This window comes from Phytopseudomonas straminea (genome assembly GCF_900112645.1).
Lineage (GTDB): Bacteria > Pseudomonadota > Gammaproteobacteria > Pseudomonadales > Pseudomonadaceae > Aquipseudomonas > Aquipseudomonas straminea.
On sequence record NZ_FOMO01000003.1, the window covers coordinates 318,226 to 338,505 of the forward strand.

At 64.4% G+C, this 20,280-nt stretch carries 21 protein-coding genes; 12 read left to right on the forward strand and 9 right to left on the reverse strand.

The genetic code is table 11. The features are described 5' to 3' along the window. Positions 1 to 2 precede the first annotated feature (2 nt). From BM279_RS09195 to BM279_RS09215, 5 genes are all read left to right on the forward strand, one after another. Positions 3 to 800, forward strand: coding sequence for a gamma-carboxygeranoyl-CoA hydratase (locus tag BM279_RS09195; RefSeq protein ID WP_093503038.1), 798 nt, complete (start codon positions 3 to 5; stop codon positions 798 to 800). Further along, a complete protein-coding gene (locus BM279_RS09200; RefSeq protein ID WP_093503040.1) occupies positions 797 to 2,695 on the forward strand; it encodes an acetyl/propionyl/methylcrotonyl-CoA carboxylase subunit alpha in 1,899 nt (632 codons plus the stop codon). Before BM279_RS09195 ends, BM279_RS09200 begins: the two co-directional genes overlap by 4 nt. After that, entirely contained in the window at positions 2,692 to 3,585 is an 894-nt protein-coding gene (locus tag BM279_RS09205; RefSeq protein WP_093503042.1) for a hydroxymethylglutaryl-CoA lyase, read from the forward strand. Before BM279_RS09200 ends, BM279_RS09205 begins: the two co-directional genes overlap by 4 nt. A 261-nt stretch (positions 3,586 to 3,846) precedes the next feature. Beyond that, the gene (gene bamJ, locus BM279_RS09210) at positions 3,847 to 4,593 is read left to right on the forward strand and encodes a BamJ family beta-barrel-assembly machinery protein (RefSeq protein WP_013790822.1); all 747 of its coding nucleotides are present in this window, start codon (positions 3,847 to 3,849) and stop codon (positions 4,591 to 4,593) included. A 345-nt stretch (positions 4,594 to 4,938) separates the two neighbouring features. After that, positions 4,939 to 5,370 (forward strand): YkvA family protein, encoded by a 432-nt coding sequence (locus BM279_RS09215; protein ID WP_093503044.1) that lies wholly within the window; start codon positions 4,939 to 4,941, stop codon positions 5,368 to 5,370. An 18-nt stretch (positions 5,371 to 5,388) separates the two neighbouring features. On the opposite strand, the gene bdcA is transcribed toward BM279_RS09215, so the two are convergent. Then, on the reverse strand, positions 5,389 to 6,102 hold the full coding sequence (gene bdcA, locus BM279_RS09220) for an SDR family oxidoreductase (protein WP_093503046.1): 714 nt from the start codon (positions 6,100 to 6,102) through the stop codon (positions 5,389 to 5,391). A gap of 31 nt (positions 6,103 to 6,133) precedes the next feature. Then, complete coding sequence (locus BM279_RS09225) at positions 6,134 to 7,336, reverse strand: MFS transporter (protein WP_093503048.1); 1,203 nt, start codon at positions 7,334 to 7,336, stop codon at positions 6,134 to 6,136. A 111-nt stretch (positions 7,337 to 7,447) separates the two neighbouring features. On the opposite strand from BM279_RS09225, the gene BM279_RS09230 reads away from it, so the two are divergent. Then, positions 7,448 to 8,053, forward strand: coding sequence for a TetR/AcrR family transcriptional regulator (locus BM279_RS09230; RefSeq protein WP_093503050.1), 606 nt, complete (start codon positions 7,448 to 7,450; stop codon positions 8,051 to 8,053). Between the two features lie 23 nt (positions 8,054 to 8,076). Here the strand turns inward: BM279_RS09230 and BM279_RS09235 are convergent, their stop codons facing one another. Then, the gene (locus tag BM279_RS09235; protein WP_244154145.1) at positions 8,077 to 8,370 is read right to left on the reverse strand and encodes a hypothetical protein; all 294 of its coding nucleotides are present in this window, start codon (positions 8,368 to 8,370) and stop codon (positions 8,077 to 8,079) included. 86 nt (positions 8,371 to 8,456) lie between these two features. Next, positions 8,457 to 9,638 carry an acetyl-CoA C-acetyltransferase gene (locus BM279_RS09240; protein WP_093503054.1) on the reverse strand — a complete coding sequence of 394 codons (1,182 nt, stop codon included), beginning with the start codon at positions 9,636 to 9,638 and terminating at the stop codon, positions 8,457 to 8,459. A 176-nt stretch (positions 9,639 to 9,814) separates the two neighbouring features. Here BM279_RS09240 and BM279_RS09245 point away from each other — a divergent pair, with 176 nt between their 5' ends. The 3 genes from BM279_RS09245 (at position 9,815) to BM279_RS09255 (ending at position 12,301) form a co-directional block, all read left to right on the forward strand. Then, on the forward strand, positions 9,815 to 10,096 hold the full coding sequence (locus BM279_RS09245) for a DUF2218 domain-containing protein (protein ID WP_093503056.1): 282 nt from the start codon (positions 9,815 to 9,817) through the stop codon (positions 10,094 to 10,096). 78 nt (positions 10,097 to 10,174) lie between these two features. Further along, on the forward strand, positions 10,175 to 11,095 hold the full coding sequence (locus tag BM279_RS09250; protein ID WP_093503059.1) for a lipid A biosynthesis lauroyl acyltransferase: 921 nt from the start codon (positions 10,175 to 10,177) through the stop codon (positions 11,093 to 11,095). A gap of 21 nt (positions 11,096 to 11,116) precedes the next feature. Continuing rightward, positions 11,117 to 12,301 (forward strand): patatin-like phospholipase family protein, encoded by a 1,185-nt coding sequence (locus tag BM279_RS09255; RefSeq protein WP_093503061.1) that lies wholly within the window; start codon positions 11,117 to 11,119, stop codon positions 12,299 to 12,301. 60 nt (positions 12,302 to 12,361) lie between these two features. Here BM279_RS09255 and zapE read toward each other — a convergent pair whose 3' ends face one another. Continuing rightward, on the reverse strand, positions 12,362 to 13,483 hold the full coding sequence (gene zapE / locus BM279_RS09260; RefSeq protein ID WP_093503063.1) for a cell division protein ZapE: 1,122 nt from the start codon (positions 13,481 to 13,483) through the stop codon (positions 12,362 to 12,364). Positions 13,484 to 13,624: 141 nt separating this feature from the next. Here zapE and BM279_RS09265 point away from each other — a divergent pair, with 141 nt between their 5' ends. Beyond that, positions 13,625 to 14,071 carry an acetyltransferase gene (locus BM279_RS09265; RefSeq protein ID WP_093503065.1) on the forward strand — a complete coding sequence of 149 codons (447 nt, stop codon included), beginning with the start codon at positions 13,625 to 13,627 and terminating at the stop codon, positions 14,069 to 14,071. Positions 14,072 to 14,204: 133 nt separating this feature from the next. Continuing rightward, the gene (locus BM279_RS09270; RefSeq protein WP_093503067.1) at positions 14,205 to 14,990 is read left to right on the forward strand and encodes a sulfite exporter TauE/SafE family protein; all 786 of its coding nucleotides are present in this window, start codon (positions 14,205 to 14,207) and stop codon (positions 14,988 to 14,990) included. A 103-nt stretch (positions 14,991 to 15,093) separates the two neighbouring features. Here the strand turns inward: BM279_RS09270 and BM279_RS09275 are convergent, their stop codons facing one another. Further along, complete coding sequence (locus BM279_RS09275; protein ID WP_093503069.1) at positions 15,094 to 16,410, reverse strand: PQQ-binding-like beta-propeller repeat protein; 1,317 nt, start codon at positions 16,408 to 16,410, stop codon at positions 15,094 to 15,096. Between the two features lie 390 nt (positions 16,411 to 16,800). Here BM279_RS09275 and BM279_RS09280 point away from each other — a divergent pair, with 390 nt between their 5' ends. Then, entirely contained in the window at positions 16,801 to 17,496 is a 696-nt protein-coding gene (locus BM279_RS09280; protein WP_093503071.1) for a GntR family transcriptional regulator, read from the forward strand. A gap of 60 nt (positions 17,497 to 17,556) precedes the next feature. On the opposite strand, the gene BM279_RS09285 is transcribed toward BM279_RS09280, so the two are convergent. From BM279_RS09285 to BM279_RS09295, 3 genes are read right to left on the reverse strand one after another with little or no spacing between them, the layout of a single operon-like run. Beyond that, entirely contained in the window at positions 17,557 to 18,366 is an 810-nt protein-coding gene (locus BM279_RS09285) for an ABC transporter ATP-binding protein (protein WP_093503073.1), read from the reverse strand. Next, positions 18,363 to 19,127: an ABC transporter permease gene (locus BM279_RS09290; RefSeq protein WP_093503075.1), complete on the reverse strand. Its 765-nt coding sequence runs from the start codon at positions 19,125 to 19,127 to the stop codon at positions 18,363 to 18,365. The genes BM279_RS09285 and BM279_RS09290 overlap by 4 nt, the downstream gene beginning before the upstream one ends. Positions 19,128 to 19,138: 11 nt before the next feature. After that, complete coding sequence (locus BM279_RS09295) at positions 19,139 to 20,161, reverse strand: ABC transporter substrate-binding protein (protein ID WP_093503077.1); 1,023 nt, start codon at positions 20,159 to 20,161, stop codon at positions 19,139 to 19,141. Between the last annotated feature and the right edge of the window lie 119 nt (positions 20,162 to 20,280).

The window sequence follows — 20,280 nt, forward strand, 5'->3', positions numbered from 1 at the left end:
CAATGACCGACTTCAATACCCTCGAACTGCACATCGAACCGCGTGGCGTCGCCACCCTGTGGCTGAACCGCCCCGACAAGCACAACGCCTTCGATGCCGAGATGATCGCGGAACTGATCCAGGCGCTGCGCCAATTGGCCGCCGATGACGGCCTGCGTTTCGTGATTCTGCGCGGGCGCGGCAAACACTTTTCTGCCGGCGCGGATCTGGCCTGGATGCAGGCCTCGGCCAAGCTGGATTACGCCGCCAATCTGCATGACGCCCATGAGTTGGGCGAACTGATGAATCTGCTCTATCACCTGCCGTGCCCGACCCTCGCCGTGGTGCAGGGCGCGGCGTTCGGCGGTGCGGTGGGCCTGACCGCCTGTTGCGATATCGCCATAGGCGCCAGTGACGCGCTGTTCAGCCTCTCCGAAGTGCGCATCGGTCTGGCGCCGGCGGTGATCAGTCCTTACGTGGTGCAGGCTATCGGCGAGCGGGCGGCGCGCCGTTATGCCCTGAGTGCCGAGCGCTTCAGCGGTGAACGCGCCCGGGAGCTGGGCCTGCTCGCCGAGTGCTATCCGCCGGCGGAACTGGAGAGTGAGCTGGAGCAGTGGATCGCCACGCTGCTGCTCAACAGCCCGCAGGCCATGCGCGAAACCAAGGCGCTGCTGCACGGCGTCGGCAGCGGCGTGCTGAGCGATGCCCTGCGCCAGCGCACGGAGAGCGTGATCGCCGGCATCCGCATCAGCGACGAAGGGCAGGAGGGCCTCGACGCCTTTCTGCAAAAACGCACTCCCGCCTGGCAGGCCCAGTCATGAAAACCATCAACACACTGCTGATCGCCAATCGTGGCGAAATCGCCTGCCGGGTCATGCGCACCGCCAAGGCGCTGGGGCTCACCACCGTGGCGGTGCATAGCGCTATCGACCGCAGTGCCCGCCACGTGCGTGAAGCGGATGTCGCCATCGATCTGGGCGGCGCCAAGCCCGGCGACAGCTATCTGCTGATGGACAAGGTCATCGAGGCTGCTCGGGCCAGCGGCGCCGAGGCCATCCATCCCGGCTACGGTTTCCTGTCCGAGAACGCCACCTTCGCCCGCAAGCTCGAAGCCGCCGGGCTGATCTTTCTCGGCCCACCGGCCAGCGCCATTGACGCCATGGGCAGCAAGTCGGCGGCCAAGGCGCTGATGGAGGCGGCCGGCGTGCCGCTGGTGCCCGGCTACCACGGCGAAGCCCAGGATCTGGAAACCTTCCGCCAGGCGGCGCAGCAGATCGGCTACCCGGTGCTGCTCAAAGCTACGGCTGGCGGCGGCGGCAAGGGCATGAAGATCGTCGAGCGTGAGGTGGATCTGGCCGAGGCGCTGGCCTCGGCGCAGCGTGAAGCGCAGTCGGCGTTCGGCGATGCACGCATGCTGGTGGAGAAGTACGTGCTGCAACCACGTCACGTGGAGATCCAGGTATTCGCCGACGGGCATGGCAACTGCCTGTACCTGAACGAGCGCGATTGCTCGATCCAGCGCCGCCATCAGAAAGTGGTCGAAGAAGCCCCGGCGCCCGGGCTTACGCCCGAACTGCGCCGCGCCATGGGCGAGGCCGCGGTACGGGCCGCCCAGGCCATCGGCTACGTGGGCGCCGGCACCGTGGAATTCCTGCTCGATGCCCGCGGCGACTTCTTCTTCATGGAGATGAACACCCGCCTGCAGGTCGAGCACCCGGTGACCGAGGCGATCACCGGCCTCGACCTGGTCGCCTGGCAGATCCGCGTGGCCCATGGCCAGCCGCTGCCGATCAGCCAGGAACAGGTGCCGCTGCTGGGGCACGCCATCGAGGTGCGCCTGTATGCCGAGGATCCCGAAGGTGGCTTCCTGCCGGCCAGCGGGCATCTCGACCTGTACCGTGAGCCCGCGGCGGGGCCGGGGCGGCGGGTCGACAGCGGCGTGGAGCAGGGCGACGAGGTATCGCCGTTCTACGACCCGATGCTGGCCAAGCTGATCGCCTGGGGCGAAAACCGTGAGGAAGCGCGGCAGCGGCTGCTGGCCATGTTGGCCGAGACGCTGGTGGGCGGCTTCAAGACCAACCTGGCGTTTCTGCAACGCATTCTCGCTCATCCGGCGTTCGCCGCTGCCGAGTTGGACACCGGCTTCATCGAACGGCATCAGGCGCAGCTACTGCCGCCAATGCAGGAGCTGCCGGACGCCTTCTGGCAACAGGCGGGTGCTGCCTTGCTGGCCACCGATGCCGACCGCCAGCGAGCCGACGATCCCCATTCGCCCTGGGCTGCCCGCAACGCCTGGCGCAGCGCCTTGCCAGCGAGCACGCCAATGACTCTGACCTGCGGCGACATAACCCGTCGCGTGCACGTCGAGCCGGTAACCGCCGCGCCGAAAAGCGCGGTGCGTGAAGGCGATACGCTTTACCAGCGCAGGGGCGTGGAGTGGCTGGCGGTGCGTCGGTTCGATCCGCTTGCCGCCGCCGCGGCCAGCACGGCCCATCAGGGCGGACTCACCGCGCCCATGAACGGCAGCATCGTGCGCGTACTGGTTGCGCCCGGCCAACCCGTCGAGGCGGGCGTTGCGCTGGTGGTTCTGGAGGCCATGAAGATGGAGCACAGCATTCGCGCGCCCCAGGCCGGCACCATCAAAGCCGTTTACTGCACCGAGGGCGAGCTGATCGCAGAGGGATCGGTGTTGGTCGAACTGGAGGCGCAGTCATGAGCCTGCCAAGGCACGTTCGTCTGGTAGAAGTCGGCCCCCGTGATGGCCTGCAGAACGAGAAGCAGCCGATCAGCGTGGCCGACAAGGTACGTCTGGTCGACGACCTGAGCGCTGCCGGGTTGGGCTATATAGAAGTCGGCAGTTTCGTGTCGCCCAAATGGGTGCCGCAGATGGCCGGCAGTGCCGAGGTGTTTGCCGGTATCGAGCAGCAGCCCGGCGTTACCTACTCGGCGCTGACGCCCAATCTGCAGGGCCTTGAAGCGGCTCTGGCGGCCGGTGTGAAAGAGGTGGCGGTGTTCGCCGCAGCCTCCGAGGCGTTCTCGCAGCGCAATATCAATTGCTCCATTGCCGAAAGCCTCAAGCGCTTCGAGCCATTGATGGACACGGCTCGGCAGCATGGCGTGCAGATGCGTGGCTATGTGTCCTGCGTGCTCGGTTGCCCGTACGAGGGCGAGGTGGCTGCCGAGCAGGTGGCTGCGGTGGCCGGCGAGCTGCAGGCCATGGGCTGTTACGAGGTGTCCCTGGGTGACACCATCGGCTTGGGCACCGCAGGCGGTGTGCGCCATCTGTTCGAGGTGGTCGGTCGGCACGTGCCCCGTGAACGCCTGGCCGGGCATTTCCACGATACCTATGGCCAGGCGCTGGCGAATATCTATGCAAGCCTGCTCGAAGGTATCGCGGTATTCGACAGCTCGGTCGCTGGCCTCGGTGGTTGCCCCTACGCCAAGGGCGCTACCGGCAACGTCGCCAGCGAGGACGTGCTCTACCTGCTGCAGGGGCTGGGCATCGAAACCGGAGTGGATCTGCCGCGCCTGATCGAGGCTGGGCAACGCATCAGTCGGGTGCTGGGGCGTGAGTCCGCTTCGCGGGTGGCGCGGGCGCGCGCGTAGCTCGAATGAGCCCGGCCACCACTGAACTTCTGTCTGCAGAAAAACTCTTACCGGCTAGTCAGTTACGTCGCAGTTTCGGCAGATCGATGCGGCGTGCTGAACGATCAGGTTGGCTTTCGTGCCGCCGCTCGCCACTTCTCGCACAGCGCGTGTGACCTGCCCGGATAAATCCGGGCGCCGCGGCTTGCGTTGATACACTCACACACCCTAAGCTCGCGCCTTCACTCGACAGCCCTAGGGCGCAGCGGACAAGGAATCAGCATGAAACAGCATCGTTTGGCAGCAGCGATCGCCCTGGTGGGCCTGGTGCTCGCCGGTTGTGATTCGCAAACCAGCGACGTAAAACTGGAAACTCCGGCGCAGAAGGCGTCCTACGGTATCGGTCTGAACATGGGCAAGAGCCTGGCTCAGGAAGGTATGGACGACCTGGATTCGAAAGCCGTTGCCCAGGGCATCGAAGACGCCATCGGCAAGAAAGAGCAGCGCCTGAAGGACGACGAGCTGATCGAGGCCTTCGCCTCTTTGCAGAAGCGTGCCGAAGAGCGCATGACCAAGATGAACGAAGAAGCCGCTGCCGCCGGTAAGAAATTCCTCGAAGAGAACGGCAAGCGTGACGGCGTCACCACCACCGCTTCGGGCCTGCAGTACGAAATCGTCAAGAAGGCCGACGGCCCGCAGCCCAAGGCTGACGACGTGGTCACCGTTCACTACGAAGGCAAGCTCACCGACGGCACCGTATTCGACAGCTCCATCGAGCGCGGCACCCCGATCGACCTGCCGGTTGGCGGCGTGATCCCGGGTTGGGTCGAAGGCCTGCAACTGATGCACGTAGGCGAGAAGATCAAGCTGTACATCCCGGCCGAACTGGCCTACGGCGCCCAGAGCCCGAGCCCGGCCATTCCGGCCAACTCGGTACTGGTGTTCGACCTCGAGCTGCTCGGCATCAAGGATCAGAACGCTCAGGAGCAAGCCGCTCCGCAAGCACCTGAGGCCGCTCCGGCCAAGTAAGCGTCAGCTGCTTGAAAACAACGCCCCGCCTGTCGGGGCGTTGTCGTTTCTGCAGTCTGCCAATCGCAAAATGTGCGCCAATGCAAGTCTTGACATGCCGGGTTATGCACATTGCGACAAGGCTTCTTATTCAGTTGGTCAGGTTTTTAACGAAATCTTTTGATTTTTTTAACTGATTGATTTAGCAAGGTTTTATCGGCTGGATAAAAAATGTCCGATCTGTGGCGAGGCCGCATGACAGGGGGCTTTGGTAAGCTAATCCCATAACTGTTCACAAGGTTATCCACAGCTATGGTGGATAACCACAGGCAGCCCAGCAGCGATGCGGGCTGACGAGGAGTGACCATGAAAGCACCGTGGAATTTCGCCCGCTATCTGCCTATCGCCCAGCGCTTTCTCAAGCGCGGTCGGTTGCCGGCATTGTTGCTGGCGGTCACCCGCAAAAGTGGTGGTGGCGCCCGCAGCCTGACGTCGATCAGGGGCGACCTGAGCCTCTTGCAGGAGCTGTGCGTGGCCTGGTGGCGCGGCAGTTACCGGGCGATCAACCCGCAGGCGCTGGTAGCCATCGTGGCGGGGCTGATCTATTTCGTCTCGCCCGTGGATGCCATTCCCGACTTCATTCCCGGCCTGGGCCTGGTCGACGACCTGGCGGTGCTTGCCTGGGTGATGAAGACCTGGGGCGGCGAGCTGGACGCGTTTCGCACCTGGCGCGATGCCCAGGATCGGGAAACCCGCGAGGCCATCGCCAAACTGCCAGTGGCCGAGCGGGTGAGCTGAGGCGTTTGCAGGCGACCGTCAGGCGGCAAAGCCGCCGTCGATGGTCAGCGCCGCGCCGGTGACCAGCCCGGCTTCGCTGCCCGCCAGCCAGGCCACCATGCCGGCGATTTCCTCGCTGCGGGCATGACGCTTGATCGCCATGAAGCTGTGCATCACTTCGTTCAGCGGCCCATCGACTGGGTTCATGTCGGTATCGGTCGGGCCCGGCTGTACCACGTTCACGGTGATGCCGCGCGGGCCGAAGTCCCGTGCCAACCCTTTGACCATCCCGCTCAGCGCCGCCTTGCTGGCGCCATAGGCGGCCATGCCCTGCATCGGTACGCGATCGGCATTGGTCGAGCCGATCAGAATGATCCGCCCACCTTCGCGCATTTGCCGTGCTGCGCTGACCGCCGCGTGGTAGGGCGCGTTGATATTGATGGTGAAGAGCCGGTCGATGGCATCGGCATCCAGCTCCAGCGGGTCGCCGGCTATGAAGATACCGGCATTGATTACCAGCACGTCGAGGACGCCCAGGCTTTCGATGGCTGCTGTCAGGGCTTGGCGGTCGACGCTGTCCAGTTGCATGGCGGTGCTGCCCGTTTCCTCAGCAAGCTTGAGCGCTGGTGCGGCCGAACTGGCGTAGGTGAAGCTGACCTGGGCGCCATCACCGGCGAAGCGGCGCACGATGGCGGCGCCGATGCCACGGCTGCCGCCAAGCACGAGAACGGATGGGCGATTCGAGTGGGACATAGGGCTATCTCCTGTTTGCACAAGGTTGAGGTCAGTGGCCGGCGACGAGCACGTCGCTGCGACGCTGGCCGGAAGGGAAACCGTGCTGGCTGGCCGCCGAGGCGATCCACAGGGCGACCAGCAGCAGTGCCAGCATGGCCCAGGGGAATACGCCTGCACCGAACTGACCGAGCAGCAGGCCGCCGATAAGCCCGGCGGCAGCGATGGCGCTGTTCCAGATCACCACGTTCATCGACATCGCCACGTCGGCGCCTGGGCCGGCGGCATCGGCCAGGGCGGTCTGCAGCAGCGTTGCGGCACCGCCGAAGGTCAGCCCCCAGACGAACACGCCGAGGTACAAAACGGCGGCCGATTCGGCGTGCAGGCCGAACACCAACGCGACCAGGGCGAAGGTGGCGAGGCTGGTGAGTACCGCCTGGCGCAGATGGCGGTCGACCAGTCGGCCGGTGATCCAGATGCCGATCAGCGCAGCGACGCCGAATGCCAGCAGCACCCTATCGACCTGGCTGCCCAGCCCGGCTGGGGCGATGAAGGGCGCGATGTAGGTGTAGAGCATGTTGTGGGCGAGCATCCAGGTCAGCACCACGGCCAGCACCGGACGCACGCCTGGGGTCAGCAATACCGCCCGCAGAGGCACACGCTGAGTACGCGCCTGGCCGGGATAGTCCGGCACCTTGGCCAGCACCCAGGCGATCAGCCCGATGCTCAGCAGCGACATCAAACCGAACGCGGTACGCCAGTTCACCACGCCACCGAGCCAGGTACCGATGGGCACGCCCAGGGACAGCGCGATGGGCGTGCCAACCATGGCCAACGCCAGAGCTCGGCCTTGCTGGTGCGGGGCGACCATGCGCCGCGCGTAGCCGGCGATCAGGCTCCAGGCTAGGCCCGCCGCCATGCCGGCGAAGAAGCGTGCTGCCAGAGTCAGCACGTAGTTCGACGACCATGCGGTGATCGAGTTGAACAGCAAAAAGCCGACGATGGCCAGCAGCAGCACGTTGCGCCGCCGCCAGCCCTGGGTGGCGATTGTCAGCGGAATCGCCGCCAGCAGCGAGCCCAGGGCATAGAGGGTCACCAACTGGCCGGCCAGGGCGGGCGATACGCCAAGGCCAGCGCTGATCTGGGGAAGCAGGCCAGCCGGCAGGGTTTCGGTGAGGATGCAGATAAAGCCGGTCATCGCCAGGGCAAGTAGCGCGGACACGGGCAGGGTGTCGGGTTTCGTGGAATCGGTCATGGGGAAGTGCTCATTTATGTATCGTTCGGTACAAATGTAGGCTTGTCGGCTCCCGATGGTCAATGACTTTTGTATCGACTAGTATTTATATCGTCAGGCAGGAGGATTCACATGGCACAGATGGGGCGCCCACGCACATTCGATCGGCAGGCAGCACTGGAGCAGGCCATGCACCTGTTCTGGGAGCACGGCTACGAAGCCACCTCCCTGAGTCAGCTGAAGGCCGGTATCGCTGGCGGCATTTCCGCGCCCAGTTTCTACGCCGCGTTCGGCTCCAAGGAGGCGCTCTACAACGAGGTGATGGCGCTGTATCTGCAGACCCATGGCAGGGTCACCGAAAGCCTGTTTGATGACACGCTGCCGCCGCGCGAGGCCATCGAACTGGCGTTACGCCGTTCGGCCAAAATGCAGTGCGAAGCGGGCCATCCACGCGGCTGTATGGTGGCCCTTGGGGTGATTGGTGTGTGCATGCCCCAGGACGGCGCGACGCTGCCGAGCGAGAATCGCCAGCGCACGCGTGAAGGTATTCGTGCCTGTATCGAGCGGGCCATCGCCGATGGCGAGTTGGCGGGCGATACCGATGTTCAGGCACTGACATCGGCTTACGACAGTTTTCTTCTGGGGCTGTCCACCTTGGCCCGTGACGGCATCGAGCATTTAGCGCTGGATGCTGCGGTGACCCAGATCATGAAACTGTGGGACGGCTGTCGTCGCTAGCGCCGGGCACATAGCCGCTGCGGTTATTCGATGGTCCGGTCGATACGGGCTATTTCCCGGACGGTAAGTGGCCGCCAGTCATCTTCGCTGATGCCGTAATCCTCATGTGTGCCGTCGAGCGCGTCTTCGAGCGACAGCCACAGGTGGTCGCCTTCAAACTGACCGCTGGCGAAGTCGGTGTAGCGCAGTTCCAGGTAGACCACTTCGTCGTCTTCGCTAAGCAGCGCGAATAGCACGATGGCCGTGACGTCCGGGCGCTCGGGGCATGGTTTGCGGCATTCGGCGAACAGGTAGTGCAGCGTTGGGAGGTCGCTCATGGGCAGCTTCATCGGGAGGGGACCTGATCGTATCGCGAACCGGGCCTGAAAGGGCAGGCCCAGCTAATAGCTGGGCCGCACTGTTTTCAGTCGCGCTCGAGCAGTAGCGCCACGCCCTGGCCGCCACCGATGCACAGGGTCGCCAGGCCCTTCTTGGCATCGCGCTTGAGCATCTCGTGGAGCAGGGTGACCAGCACTCGGCAACCGGAGGCGCCAATCGGGTGGCCGAGGGCGATGGCGCCGCCGTTGACGTTGACCTTGCCGGCGTCCCAGCCCAGCTCCTTGCCGACCGAAAGGGCCTGGGCGGCGAAGGCTTCGTTGGCTTCGATCAGGTCCAGCTGATCCAGCGTCCAGCCGGCTTTCTCCAGGCTGCGGCGGGTGGCCGATACCGGACCGATGCCCATGATCGCCGGGTCGACGCCCGCGTTGGCGTAGGCCTTGATCTTAGCCAGCACCGGCAGGTCCAGCGCCTGGGCCTTGGTCGCGCTCATCAGCAGCACCGCCGCGGCGCCGTCATTGAGGCTCGAGGCGTTGCCGGCGGTCACGCTGCCGTCCTTCTTGAATGCGGGCTTGAGCTTGCCCAAGGTGTCGGCCGTGGTGCCGGCGCGGGGCTGCTCGTCGGTGTCGAAGGCGACAGGCTCGCCCTTGCGCTGGGGAATCAGGATCGGAGTGATTTCGTCGGCGAAACGCCCGGCTTCGATGGCGGCGATGGCCTTCTGTTGTGACGCAGCGGCGAAGGCGTCCTGCTCCTCGCGGCTGATGGCGTATTTGTCCACCAGGTTCTCGGCAGTGATGCCCATGTGGTAGTCGTTGAAGGCGTCCCACAGGCCATCGCTGATCATGGTGTCGACCAGTTGCCCGTGGCCCATGCGCAGCCCGGTACGCGCCTTGGGCAGCACATAGGGCGCCAGGCTCATGTTCTCCATGCCACCGGCGATGATCACCTCGGCGTCGCCACAGCGGATCGCCTGGGCGCCCAGGTGCAGGGCCTTGAGGCCCGAGCCACAGACCTTGTTGAGGGTCAGTGCCGGCACGGCGTGGGGCAGGCCGGCCTTGATCGCGGCCTGGCGGGCGGTGTTCTGCCCGGCGCCGGCGGTCAGCACGTGGCCAAGAATCACTTCGTCGACCTGCGCGCCGTCCAGGCCGGTCTGCTCGAGCAGGCGGCGGATCACCGCGGCGCCGAGTTCGGTGGCCGGCACATCGGCCAACGCTCCCTGGAAGCTGCCGATTGCGGTACGGGTAGCGGCGACGATGACGACTTCTTGCATGACATTCTCCAGGCCAGGTGGGCGGATGTTGTTATTGGCTGGGCACGATCCTGACGCCGCCTCGGCTGCCGTGCAAGTCCGGGGTTTTCGATTGATTGCATCGACAATGCTGCATGCCTGGCCGCGTAGCAGCGTGCTAGATTCCGGGCCTCTTCAATCCCATCAGGAGCATTCCCATGCCTGAGTCTCGTGCAACGGTCACCACTGAACAGGGGCTGCGCTGTCTGACCCGACTGTGCCGGCACTGGAGTCACAAGTTCCAGGTGAGCTTCTACGAGCAGCGCGGCGAGATCGTCTTTGACCCGGCGCGCCTCACCCTGACCCGTTTCGAGGGCGGCCTGACGGCGGTCATCAAGGCGCCGGACAGTGCCGCGCTCGATCGCCTGGAGCCGGTGGTGGCCGACCACATGCAGCGCATGGTGGCCGACGAAACCCTGCAGATCGACTGGCAGCGCTGAGCGCCCTGACTGCTCACTCCCGAGAGCGGTGAACGTGCTGGTAGACTAGGCGGCTTTGAACGCCATCCTGGATCGTCAATGGATCGTCCCGTCTTTCGTCGCACCTTCCTTCACCCGCGGTTCTGGCCGCTGTGGGCCGGGCTCGGCCTGCTGTGGCTGACCGTGCAGCTGCCCTACGGTGCGCTGCTGCGCCTGGGCCGTGGCCTGGGCTGGTTGATGTATCACGCGGCCGGCTCGCGTCGGCGTATTGCCACGCGCAACCTGGAACTGTGCTTCCCGCAGATGCCGGCAGACAAGCGTGAGCGTCTGCTCAAGGAGAATTTCGCCTCCACCGGCATCGCCTTCTTCGAGATGGCCATGAGCTGGTGGTGGCCGCGCCACAAGCTGGCGCGCCTGGCCCATATCGAGGGTATCGAGCACCTGCAGCAGGCGCAGTCACAAGGGCAGGGCGTGATTCTCATGGCCGTGCATTTCACCACCCTGGAAATCGGCGCCGCCTTGCTCGGCCAAGTGCACACCATCGACGGCATGTACCGTGAACATGGCAACCCGGTGTTCGATTTCGTGCAGCGCCGCGGTCGCGAACGCCACAACCTGGACGCCACCGCCATCGAGCGCGAGGACGTGCGGGCGATGATCAAGGTGCTGCGCGCCGGCCGGGCGATCTGGTACGCACCGGACCAGGACTACGGCCGCAAGCAGAGCCTGTTCGCGCCGCTGTTCGGCATTCAGGCCGCAACCGTCACGGCCACCACCAAGTTCGCGCGTCTGGGGCGTGCCATCGTGCTGCCGTTCACCCAGATGCGCCTGCCCGATGGTGGCGGCTACCGCTTGACCATCCACCCGCCGCTAACCGATTTTCCTGGCGAGAGCGAGGAGGCCGATTGCCTGCGGGTCAACCAGTGGGTGGAGCAGGCCATCGTGACATGCCCCGAGCAGTACCTGTGGGCGCACCGGCGCTTCAAGACTCGCCCACCAGGCGAGCCCAAACTCTACTGACCCCAGAAGCGGAATCGACGAATGAAGCAGGACGCTAGCGGCCACTCGACCACCACCGGGCTCATCCTTTCAGGCGGTGGCGCACGGGCTGCGTATCAGGTCGGTGTGCTGTCGGCGATCGCCGAGCTGTTGCCCGAGGAGTCGTCGCATAATCCCTTTCCGGTCATCGTCGGCACCTCGGCAGGGGCCATCAACGCCGTCAGCCTGGCCTGCGGGGCGTTGCATTTTCGCGAGGCGGTCAAGCGCCTGAGCACCGTTTGGCGCAGCTTCCATACCCATCAGGTGTACCGCAGCGACTGGCCCGGCGTGCTGCGCCAGGCCAGCCGCTTTATAGGCCATAGCATGCTGGGCCTCGGCAAGCATGTGCCGGTGGCGCTACTCGATAGCTCTCCTTTGGCCAAGCTCCTCGAGCGGGAACTGGACTTTTCCGGTATAGCCGCCGCGGTTCGCCAGCGTCAGCTGCGCGCCGTGGCGGTGACCGCGTTCGGTTACGAGTCGGCCCAGGCGGTAACCTTCTACCAGGGACGTGCGGCTATCGACCCCTGGTTCCGGCATCGCCGGGTCGGTGTGCCGACGCGCCTGGCGTTGCCGCACCTGTTGGCCAGCACGGCGATTCCGCTGATCTTCGAGCCGGTAAAGATCAACCGCGAGTATTTTGGCGACGGCGCGGTGCGGCAGATGGCGCCGATCAGCCCTGCCTTGCACCTGGGGGCGACCAAGGTGCTGGTGGTGGGCGTCAGTGGCAATCCGGTCGGCAACCAGGCCGGCGGCGCGCCCGTGCCGGTGCCCGGCGGCGTGCAGCCGAGCCTGGCGCAGATCGCCGGGCACATGCTCAACAGCACCTTCATCGATAACGTGGAAAGCGACATCGAATTGCTCGAACGCCTCAACCAGCTGGGCCGTCTGGTGCCCGCCGAGCAGCGCAGCCGCACCTATGGGCTCACCCCGGTGGAAGTGCTGGTGATTTCGCCGAGCCAACCGCTGGATGTAATTGCCGCACGCCACCGCCGCGAGATGCCGGCGGCGCTACGCCTGTTCCTGCGCGGCCCTGGGGCGACCCGCGACGGTGGCGGCGGTGTGCTCAGCTACCTGCTGTTCGAGCCGGGTTACTGCAGCGAACTGATCGAGCTGGGCTATCAGGACGCCATCGCCAAGAAGGCGCAGATCCAGGCGTTTCTCGGGCTGGTGCCTGCAACTGCAAGCTGAGTCGTCGATCCTGGGTATCGCTGTGCTCAACCCAGGCTACCTATTGGATTGCGCGCACCGTCAGCCAAACCGCTCCAGCTGCATTTCCTGCAGGCGGCTCAGGGTGCGGCGGAATGCGAAGGCCAGGTAGCCCTCGGTATACAGAGCATCCAGCGGCACGGCGGCTTCCATGTACAGCGGCACGCGACGGTCGTAGCACTCGTCCACCAGGGCGATGAAGCGGCGCACGGCATTGTCATGAATCGACAGCGCCGGCAGTTGGCGGTCGCCGGCCTCCACCCGTTCGGCGGCGTCTTCGGTGCCGCGGGCGATCTTCGCCGGGCGCTGCTGCGCGCTGAGGGCCGGTACGTCGCCCAGCACGATGGCCTTGAAACGATCACAGAGCAGGATGAAATCCCCGGTCGCCAGCGGTTGCTCGCAAAGTTGGTCGAAGCCGCCGTGCAGCACCCGTTCGCTGTGGTCGTGCACGGTGATCCGACGATGGCCGACCTGCAGCGGCTCGCGACGGACCGGCTCGCCCTGGCGCAGTGCCGCCAATAGCGCGGGCAGGGCGCTCGGCTGGCCGGCTTGGCGAACCCAATAGCGCTGGTGTCGCTGGCCGGGGTGCTGGCGATGATCCTGGCTGCCGTCCACCGCCACCACCTGCATGTGCTGCAGCAGGGCGTCGATGGCCGGCAGGAAGCGCTCGCGGTTATGGCCGCCAGCGTACAGCTGCTCCGGCGGCTGGTTGGAAGTGGCGACCAGCACCACGCCCTCGTCGAACAGGGAACGAAACAGCCGCCCCAGCAGCATGGCGTCGCCGATATCGCTGACGAACAGTTCGTCGAAGCACAGCACGCGGATCTCCGCCGCCAGTTCTTTTGCCAGCACTTGTAGCGGCTCGGCGGTGCCGGTCAGCTCGAACAGGCGGCGGTGCACCCAGCGCATGAAGTGATGAAAGTGCTGACGCCGGGCGGGCACCTGCAGCGCCCCATGGAAACTGTCCATCAGCCAGGTCTTGCCACGCCCGACCGGGCCCCAGAGATAGACGCCTTGAACGGAATGGGCAGCCGCGGCGTGCAGCTCGTCATGGCAGCGCTGCAGCACCTGGGCGGCGGCCAGTTGAGCATCATCGGCAACGAAGCCCAATTCCTCGACGGCATGCCGATAGCGTTGCAGGGGGGCGTGTGGCGGTGGCGACATGGGCGTCCTCAGGTGCCGGGCGAAGAGCGGCGGGCCATGCTAACAGGCGTGTGGCCTGGACATGTTATGAAAACCTGGGTTTGCCCGTAACGACCGCACTGGCTAGGCTGCATCGCCTTTTCGAGCTTACTGGAGCTGAGCATGCTGATCCGTCCTGCCCTGGCAGCTGACCACGACGAGTTGCTGGCCATCTGGCACCGTGCGGTGCTGGCCACCCACGACTTTCTCAGTGCGGTGGATATCGACCTGCTGCACCGTCAGGTGGGCGAGCTGTACCTGCATGCGGTGGCCTTGCATGTCTGTGTAAATGAAAACCAGCGGATACTGGGCTTTATCGGCCTCAACGAAAGCCATGTGGAAATGCTGTTTGTCGATCCCGATTGCCACGGCCAGGGTGTGGGTTCACGGCTGTTGGACTATGCCCGGTGTCGTCTCGGCCCGCTGACCGTAGACGTTAACGAACAGAACCCGGCAGCTCATGGCTTCTACCGCCGTTACGGTTTTCAGGACACCGGGCGTAGTGATACCGATGGAGAAGGGCGGCCGTTTCCGCTGATCCATATGGCCTATCGACGCGCCGCAGATTGAGTAGCGCCGGGCAGCGGAAAGCTCAATCTATATAACTGTTATAAGCAAATGCTTACTCGGTATATGTCCTTTATGTTCAAGTGGTTATCCTGCGCGCCTGACAAATGAGCCGACGACGGCAATTGGGGCAGGTATGGATTTTGGTGGCTTGGGCTTCGTCATCGCGGGGCTGGTAGTAGGCTTTATCGTGGGGATGACGGGCGTGGGCGGCGGTTCGCTGATGACGCCAATCCTGCTGTGGTTCGGCATCAATCCGGCGGCGGCCGTGGGTACCGACCTGCTGTACGCGGCGATCACCAAGGCGGGGGGCGTGTTCGTTCACCAGCGCAACCGCAATATCGACTGGACGGTGACCGGCTGGTTGGCGGCCGGCAGCGTGCCGGCATCGTTGCTCACCTTGCTGGCGCTGACCTTGATGCCAGGCGACCAGCACGCCACCAATGCGTTGATCAAGAACGCCCTGGGTATCGTGCTGCTGCTGACCGCCACCGCGATTCTGTTCAAGAAGCAACTGTTCGCCTTCGCCAGCCGCCATGCCGGTGACGGCTTCCACTTTAGCCCGGCCCGCCTCAACGGGCTGACCGTGTTGGTGGGGGCGGTTCTCGGTTTCATGGTCACCCTCACCTCCATCGGCGCCGGCGCTCTGGGCACCGTGGCGCTGTTTCTGCTCTATCCGCTGATGGCCACGCGCCGCCTGGTGGGCACTGAGATCGCCCATGCCGTGCCGCTTACCTTGGTGGCCGGTCTTGGCCATGCCGGGCTCGGCAATCTGGACTGGGGTGTGCTGGGCTACCTGCTGCTGGGCTCGTTGCCGGGCATCTTCTTCGGCAGCCACCTGTCCGGTCGCGTGTCGGACAACGTGCTGCGCCCGTTCCTGGCGATCATGCTGATGGTGATCGGTTACAAGCTGGCGTTTTGATTACCTCAGGCATACTGGTGCACAAGGGCGCTGTGCTGCGTGCTTTTGTGCGCAACGCAGCGCCACGTCGCTGGCCGAGGTTCACGTTCGATACCGCGTGCTCTCACCAACGCAGCGGTTTGCTTTGGCCTTTCCAGAACAGCCAGCGTTGCCGTTCATGGTGTTCGCCGGTGCCGATCTGCCAGGCCGGGCGACCGGCGTCCAGATCGATCACGCAGACGAAGCCCGCATAACTCGACACCGCCAGGGTGTTGCCATCGGCCGACAGGTCCATGGCGCAGATGGTCGAGCCAATGAAGTGCTGCCAACGTTCGTTGCCTTGGTCGTCGAAGGCGCGTAGATAGCCGTAAGCATCACCGACGATGAACGTATCGCCACGGGAAACACCCGCGTACACACGGGCACCCTCCTGCACGACCGGAGTGCGCTCATCATCACTGTAGAAATCGGTTTGCAGGCCTGGCAAGTCGGCCACGGCGACGCTCAGTGTGGCGCCGTTGTAGAAGTGGCAGGCGTTGAGGATCAGGCGGTCGCTGCGGTTGTTGAACAGGGCGAAATGCGGATACTCGCCTGCCGGACCGACCTCGGCGACCTGCTGCAGGTCGCTGTCGAATACCAGATGACTACCACACTGCTCGCCGACCGCGATCCAGCGGCCATCCGCCGATATGGCGCCGTGTTCCATCGACAGGCCCAGGCTTATGTCATAGGTGGGCGTGCCCCTGCGCAAGTCTTCGCGGATATCTGCCGGGCGCGGCAACAAGCGCGTGGTGGCCTCCTTGGCCAGCACGAAAATTCCATCCGAGCTGACCAGCAGCACACGTTGGCCATCCGGGAAGGGAATCAGTGCGGTCGGCGTCGGCGGATGTTCAAGCGCTGTAAACCCGGCATCCTCCGGCAAGCCTTCCAGGCCGGTGGGCCACTTAAACTGAGCGACCTGCGGGCCGTTCCAGCCATCGTGCACGCTGATGCCGGATGCTCTGGCGAACGCGAAATAACGGCGTGCCGGGCAGCGCCCGAAAAAATCGATGCCGATCACGTCGTGCCACTGGTTGCCGTGAATATGCACCAGGCGTCCACGCTCGTAGGCGCTACCGACGCGGGCCAGCAGGCTGCCGTCATCGATCAGCGCGAGCGCGCTGATCGCCTGGGCCTGCGCATCCAGCAGGGGCACCAGCGGCAGATGAGCCGGTGGCCAGTCGGTACGCAAGGTGGCGTGGCTGGCGTCATCCGCGTTGGTTTCATTGGCGGCCTGCAACGCCTCCAGCAGAGCCGGCAGCAAATGCTCGGTCGGCGCCAGTTGTGGTTCTTTCAGGCCATCCCAGCCCTGGCTTAGGCCCTGCTCGACGTAGCGATTGACCTGCCGGGCGTAGTCCAGCACGGCGGCTTGCCACTGCTGCTGGGGAGTTGGGGTCGTCATGCTTGAGGCGCTCCTTGACGCTGTTGTGCTGCCGCTCATGGCGGCAGTGCTTAGCCAATTATTCGAATCGCAATCTCTCGGGCATCCGCCGAGTGCATCGGGCTCGCGGCATGGTAGAGCGATGACGCAGCGCATTCGTTCCGAATCGGCAAACGTAAAAGATATCGCTTCGTTAGCATCGTTACCGCTTATAGCTAGCAACACCACGCTATCGTGTAGGTATGCCATGCTGGCCTTTGCGGCTGGCGCCAGGGTTTGGCATGCCGGCTGGGCGTTGGCTTAGCGCTAGCCAAGCGTATTTACCCCGCTCACGTAGCTGGCGGATAATGCGCCAGCCGTAGTGTTCGCGACGAGTCAGTACGGCTCGTCTACCCAGGATCAGAGGAAGAGATGGCCGCGAAGACCGTCACCAGCAAGCAAGCCGAAGTGCAGCGCATCGTCGATGTGCTGTTCAAGGCCATCGCGCAGCATCGCTTGCCGCCCGGAACGCGCCTGATCGAAGCGCAGATCGTCGAGACCCTCCAGGCCAACCGCAACCACGTGCAGGCGGCGCTGCAGCGCCTGGCCTTACAGCGGGTCGTGACCATCGAGCCGAACCGTGGCGCGATGGTCGCTCAGCCCAGTGCCAAGGAAGCGCGGGAGATATTCGCGGCGAGGCGCGCCATCGAGCGGGCCATCGTCGAAAGCATCACGCCGGCAATCATGCACGCGCAACGCCAGCGGGTGACCACGCACATGCGCAACGAGCGCAAGGCCACCAATGCTACCGATCGCCGCGCGATCGTCCGCGAGCTGAGCGAGTTTCATCTGATGCTCGGCGAGATCAGCGGCAATTCGGTGCTCAGTGAAATTCTCGCCAACCTGATGGTGCGCAGCTCACTGATCGTCGCCCTCTACCAGCGCAATGACGTGCCGTCCTGCGCCTCGGACGAGCACCAGCAGATCATCGCCGCGCTGGAGAAGGGTGACCAGCAGCAGGCGGTCGCGGTGATGCTCGAACACCTGGGCGAACTCGAGGATCAGCTGGACCTGGACGACCAGGCCGAGCCCGAGATCAACCTGCGCCAGGCCCTGGCGGGACTGTAAGGCGACGGCTTCCGCCACCGCACAGCGCTGCCATCGGCGCGGCCGATCTCGAACCGCTGCTCAAAGCGCCATCTCGCGCCTGAACACCTCCAGCGTATGGGCCTTGACCCGAACGAACTCGGGATGGCTCATGATCTCCGCACCCCGTGGGCGGGGCAGGTCGAACCTGACGATTTCGGCAATCTGGGTGGGGCGCCGGGTCAGCAGCAGGATCTCGTCCGCCAGGAATACCGCGTCTTCCAGGTCGTGAGACACGATCAGCATGGTGACGCCGGTCGCCAGTTGTACCTCCTGCAATTTGTCGCGGATGAACAAGGTCATCTCGAAATCCAGCGCGGAGAACGGCTCGTCGAGGAACATCACCTCCGGGCGCGGTGCCAGCGCCCGCATGATGCACACGGTCTGCTGCTGGCCGCCGGAGAGCTCGTAGGGGTAACGGTCGAGATCGAAGCGGATATCGAACATCTGCGTGAGTTCCTCGACGCGTGCGTTCACATCCGCCTTGCTCATGCCCTGGCGAACCAGCGGATAGGCGATATTGGCGCGTGCACTCATCCACGGAAACAACGCATCGCGATAGTTCTGGAACACGTAGCCGATCGTGGTCTGGGCGAGCGTCTTGCCATCGAACAGGATCTCGCCTTTGTCCATCGGCAGCAGCCCGGCGATCATGTTCATCAGGGTCGACTTGCCGCAACCGTTGGGCCCGAAGGTCGAGACGATCTTGCCGCGCGGCAGATCGAGGTCCAGGTCTGTGTACAGCGGTTGGCCGGCGAAGGCCTTGCTCAAGCCGCGAATGGTGACGTGGGTGTCGGCGCGTGGTGCTGCTGGCGAGGTGCCGAGGGCGGCGAGGGAAAGTGCGTGCGTCATGCCTGGCTACTCCAGTGGACGGTTTTCTTCTCGATGAGCAGGAACGCCAGGTTGAGCAGATAGCCCAGGGCGCCGGTGATCAGGATCGAGGCGTACATGTCCTTGATGTTGAAGACCTGCTGGGCATCGATGATCCGGTGGCCCAGGCCGTTCTCCGAGCCGATGAACATTTCCGCGACGATCACGATGACCAGGGCGATGGACACCCCGGTACGCAAGCCGACGAAGGTCTGCGCCAGGCTTTCCATCAGCAGGATGTCCTTGAAAATGTGCCAGCGCGATATGCCCATCACCTTGGCGGCCATCAGCCGGGTTTTCTTGGCGTTCATCACGCCGTAGGCGCTGTTGAACAGAATCACCAGCACGGCGGCGAACGCGGCGATGGCGATCTTGTTCGCATCGCTGATGCCGAAGATCAGCATGAACAGCGGGATCAGCGCCGAGGAGGGCGTCGAGCGAAAGAAGTCGATCAGGAACTCCAGGCTGCGGTAGACCTTTTCGCTGCTGCCCAGAATCACGCCCAGCGGCACCCCAACCGCGGCCGCGAAAGCGAACGCGGCCAGGGTTCGGTACAGCGTCGAGGTGATGTCGGTGCGCATGGACGGCTCGGCGAACGACTGGAACATGAAGCCCAGGGTGTCCAGCGGCGAGGGCAGCAGAACCGGATTCAGCCACTGTGCGCTTACGGCCAGCTGCCATAACGCGAACAGCAGCAGTGGGCCGATCAGCGGCAGCAGGCGCGAGGACCAGGGTGATGTCATGACGATTCTCCTCAGCCCTGATAGATCAGCGCAGCCACATCGATCGGTTTGCTGAAGATGTTCCGCTCGGTGAACACGTCATAGAACTTCTGGAACCACTGCAGGTTGTCGCCTTGCAATTCGGAATACATGACGAAGCCCGGCAACGGCACCTCGTTGACCAGATCCGCTTCGATGCTGGTGTAACCGACGATGCTCCTGCGTGCCTGCTCCGGCTGCGCGGCGATGAACTCCACGGCCTTCTGGTAGGCGGCGATGAAGGCCTTCGCCTGCTCCGGCTTGCGCTCGATGAAGCTGCTGTTCAGCGCCGCCGCACCACCGAACCAGGGCGCATCGGCATTGCCGAGCACGTATTTGGAGATGACGCCGGTTTCCAGGGTGCGCGACAGGTTCTTCATGCGCCCCACGGTGCCGGTCGGCTCCAGGGTGTAGACCCCGTCGATCTGGCCGGCCGCCAGGGCTGGCGCGTGCTGGCCGACAGGCAGCTCGATGACTGACGGATCAACAAAGCCATTCTTTTCCAGAATGATCTTGGCCATGGTGACGTTCTGGATGCCGGGGCCGCAGGCGATCTTCTTGCCTTGCAGGTCGCTGATGCTTTGCGCGGTGCTGTTGAGCGGTACCAGAAACTCGTCCAGAACCAGCCGGTGGTTCGACGGGTTGGAGCAGATGATCTTGAACAGCCCCGGCATGGTGATCGCGCCAAGGCCGAGCGCGCCGGTCGCGGTGCCGTTGGCACAGCCATGAATGCGCCCGGTGATCATGCCCTCGACGATTTGCTGCGGGCTGGAGAACTTGACGCCTTTGACGTTCAGCCCAGTGTCCTTGAAGAAGCCCTGTTCCAGGCCGACATACAGCGGCAGGCCGCCGACGATGGGCCAGTAACCGATACGAATTTCCTCGTCATCGGCGGCGAACGCACCGGCAGGAAGCAGGCTGCCGAGCGTCAGCGCGCTTCCCGTCACGCCCAGCCACTTCAGCAATTGGCGACGATCCAGCTGGAGAGAACGGTTTTCAGGTTTGCGGTCTTTCATCGGTTTTCCCTGTTTTCAGTAGCTTGATCGCGGCGATATCTGCGCAGCGTGGATGAATAGGCCCCAGCTTGGTGCACGAGCCTCGGCTGCCGACCCTGCGACCTTCACCATGGGCGCCG

Coding starts and splice junctions, on each gene's coding strand:
- BM279_RS09195 (WP_093503038.1), top strand. CDS start 3: ATGACCGACTTCAATACCCTCGAACTGCACATCGAACCGCGTGGCGTC.
- BM279_RS09200 (WP_093503040.1), top strand. CDS start 797: ATGAAAACCATCAACACACTGCTGATCGCCAATCGTGGCGAAATCGCC.
- BM279_RS09205 (WP_093503042.1), top strand. CDS start 2,692: ATGAGCCTGCCAAGGCACGTTCGTCTGGTAGAAGTCGGCCCCCGTGAT.
- bamJ (WP_013790822.1), top strand. CDS start 3,847: ATGAAACAGCATCGTTTGGCAGCAGCGATCGCCCTGGTGGGCCTGGTG.
- BM279_RS09215 (WP_093503044.1), top strand. CDS start 4,939: ATGAAAGCACCGTGGAATTTCGCCCGCTATCTGCCTATCGCCCAGCGC.
- bdcA (WP_093503046.1), bottom strand. CDS start 6,102: ATGTCCCACTCGAATCGCCCATCCGTTCTCGTGCTTGGCGGCAGCCGT.
- BM279_RS09225 (WP_093503048.1), bottom strand. CDS start 7,336: ATGACCGATTCCACGAAACCCGACACCCTGCCCGTGTCCGCGCTACTT.
- BM279_RS09230 (WP_093503050.1), top strand. CDS start 7,448: ATGGCACAGATGGGGCGCCCACGCACATTCGATCGGCAGGCAGCACTG.
- BM279_RS09235 (WP_244154145.1), bottom strand. CDS start 8,370: ATGAGCGACCTCCCAACGCTGCACTACCTGTTCGCCGAATGCCGCAAA.
- BM279_RS09240 (WP_093503054.1), bottom strand. CDS start 9,638: ATGCAAGAAGTCGTCATCGTCGCCGCTACCCGTACCGCAATCGGCAGC.
- BM279_RS09245 (WP_093503056.1), top strand. CDS start 9,815: ATGCCTGAGTCTCGTGCAACGGTCACCACTGAACAGGGGCTGCGCTGT.
- BM279_RS09250 (WP_093503059.1), top strand. CDS start 10,175: ATGGATCGTCCCGTCTTTCGTCGCACCTTCCTTCACCCGCGGTTCTGG.
- BM279_RS09255 (WP_093503061.1), top strand. CDS start 11,117: ATGAAGCAGGACGCTAGCGGCCACTCGACCACCACCGGGCTCATCCTT.
- zapE (WP_093503063.1), bottom strand. CDS start 13,483: ATGTCGCCACCGCCACACGCCCCCCTGCAACGCTATCGGCATGCCGTC.
- BM279_RS09265 (WP_093503065.1), top strand. CDS start 13,625: ATGCTGATCCGTCCTGCCCTGGCAGCTGACCACGACGAGTTGCTGGCC.
- BM279_RS09270 (WP_093503067.1), top strand. CDS start 14,205: ATGGATTTTGGTGGCTTGGGCTTCGTCATCGCGGGGCTGGTAGTAGGC.
- BM279_RS09275 (WP_093503069.1), bottom strand. CDS start 16,410: ATGACGACCCCAACTCCCCAGCAGCAGTGGCAAGCCGCCGTGCTGGAC.
- BM279_RS09280 (WP_093503071.1), top strand. CDS start 16,801: ATGGCCGCGAAGACCGTCACCAGCAAGCAAGCCGAAGTGCAGCGCATC.
- BM279_RS09285 (WP_093503073.1), bottom strand. CDS start 18,366: ATGACGCACGCACTTTCCCTCGCCGCCCTCGGCACCTCGCCAGCAGCA.
- BM279_RS09290 (WP_093503075.1), bottom strand. CDS start 19,127: ATGACATCACCCTGGTCCTCGCGCCTGCTGCCGCTGATCGGCCCACTG.
- BM279_RS09295 (WP_093503077.1), bottom strand. CDS start 20,161: ATGAAAGACCGCAAACCTGAAAACCGTTCTCTCCAGCTGGATCGTCGC.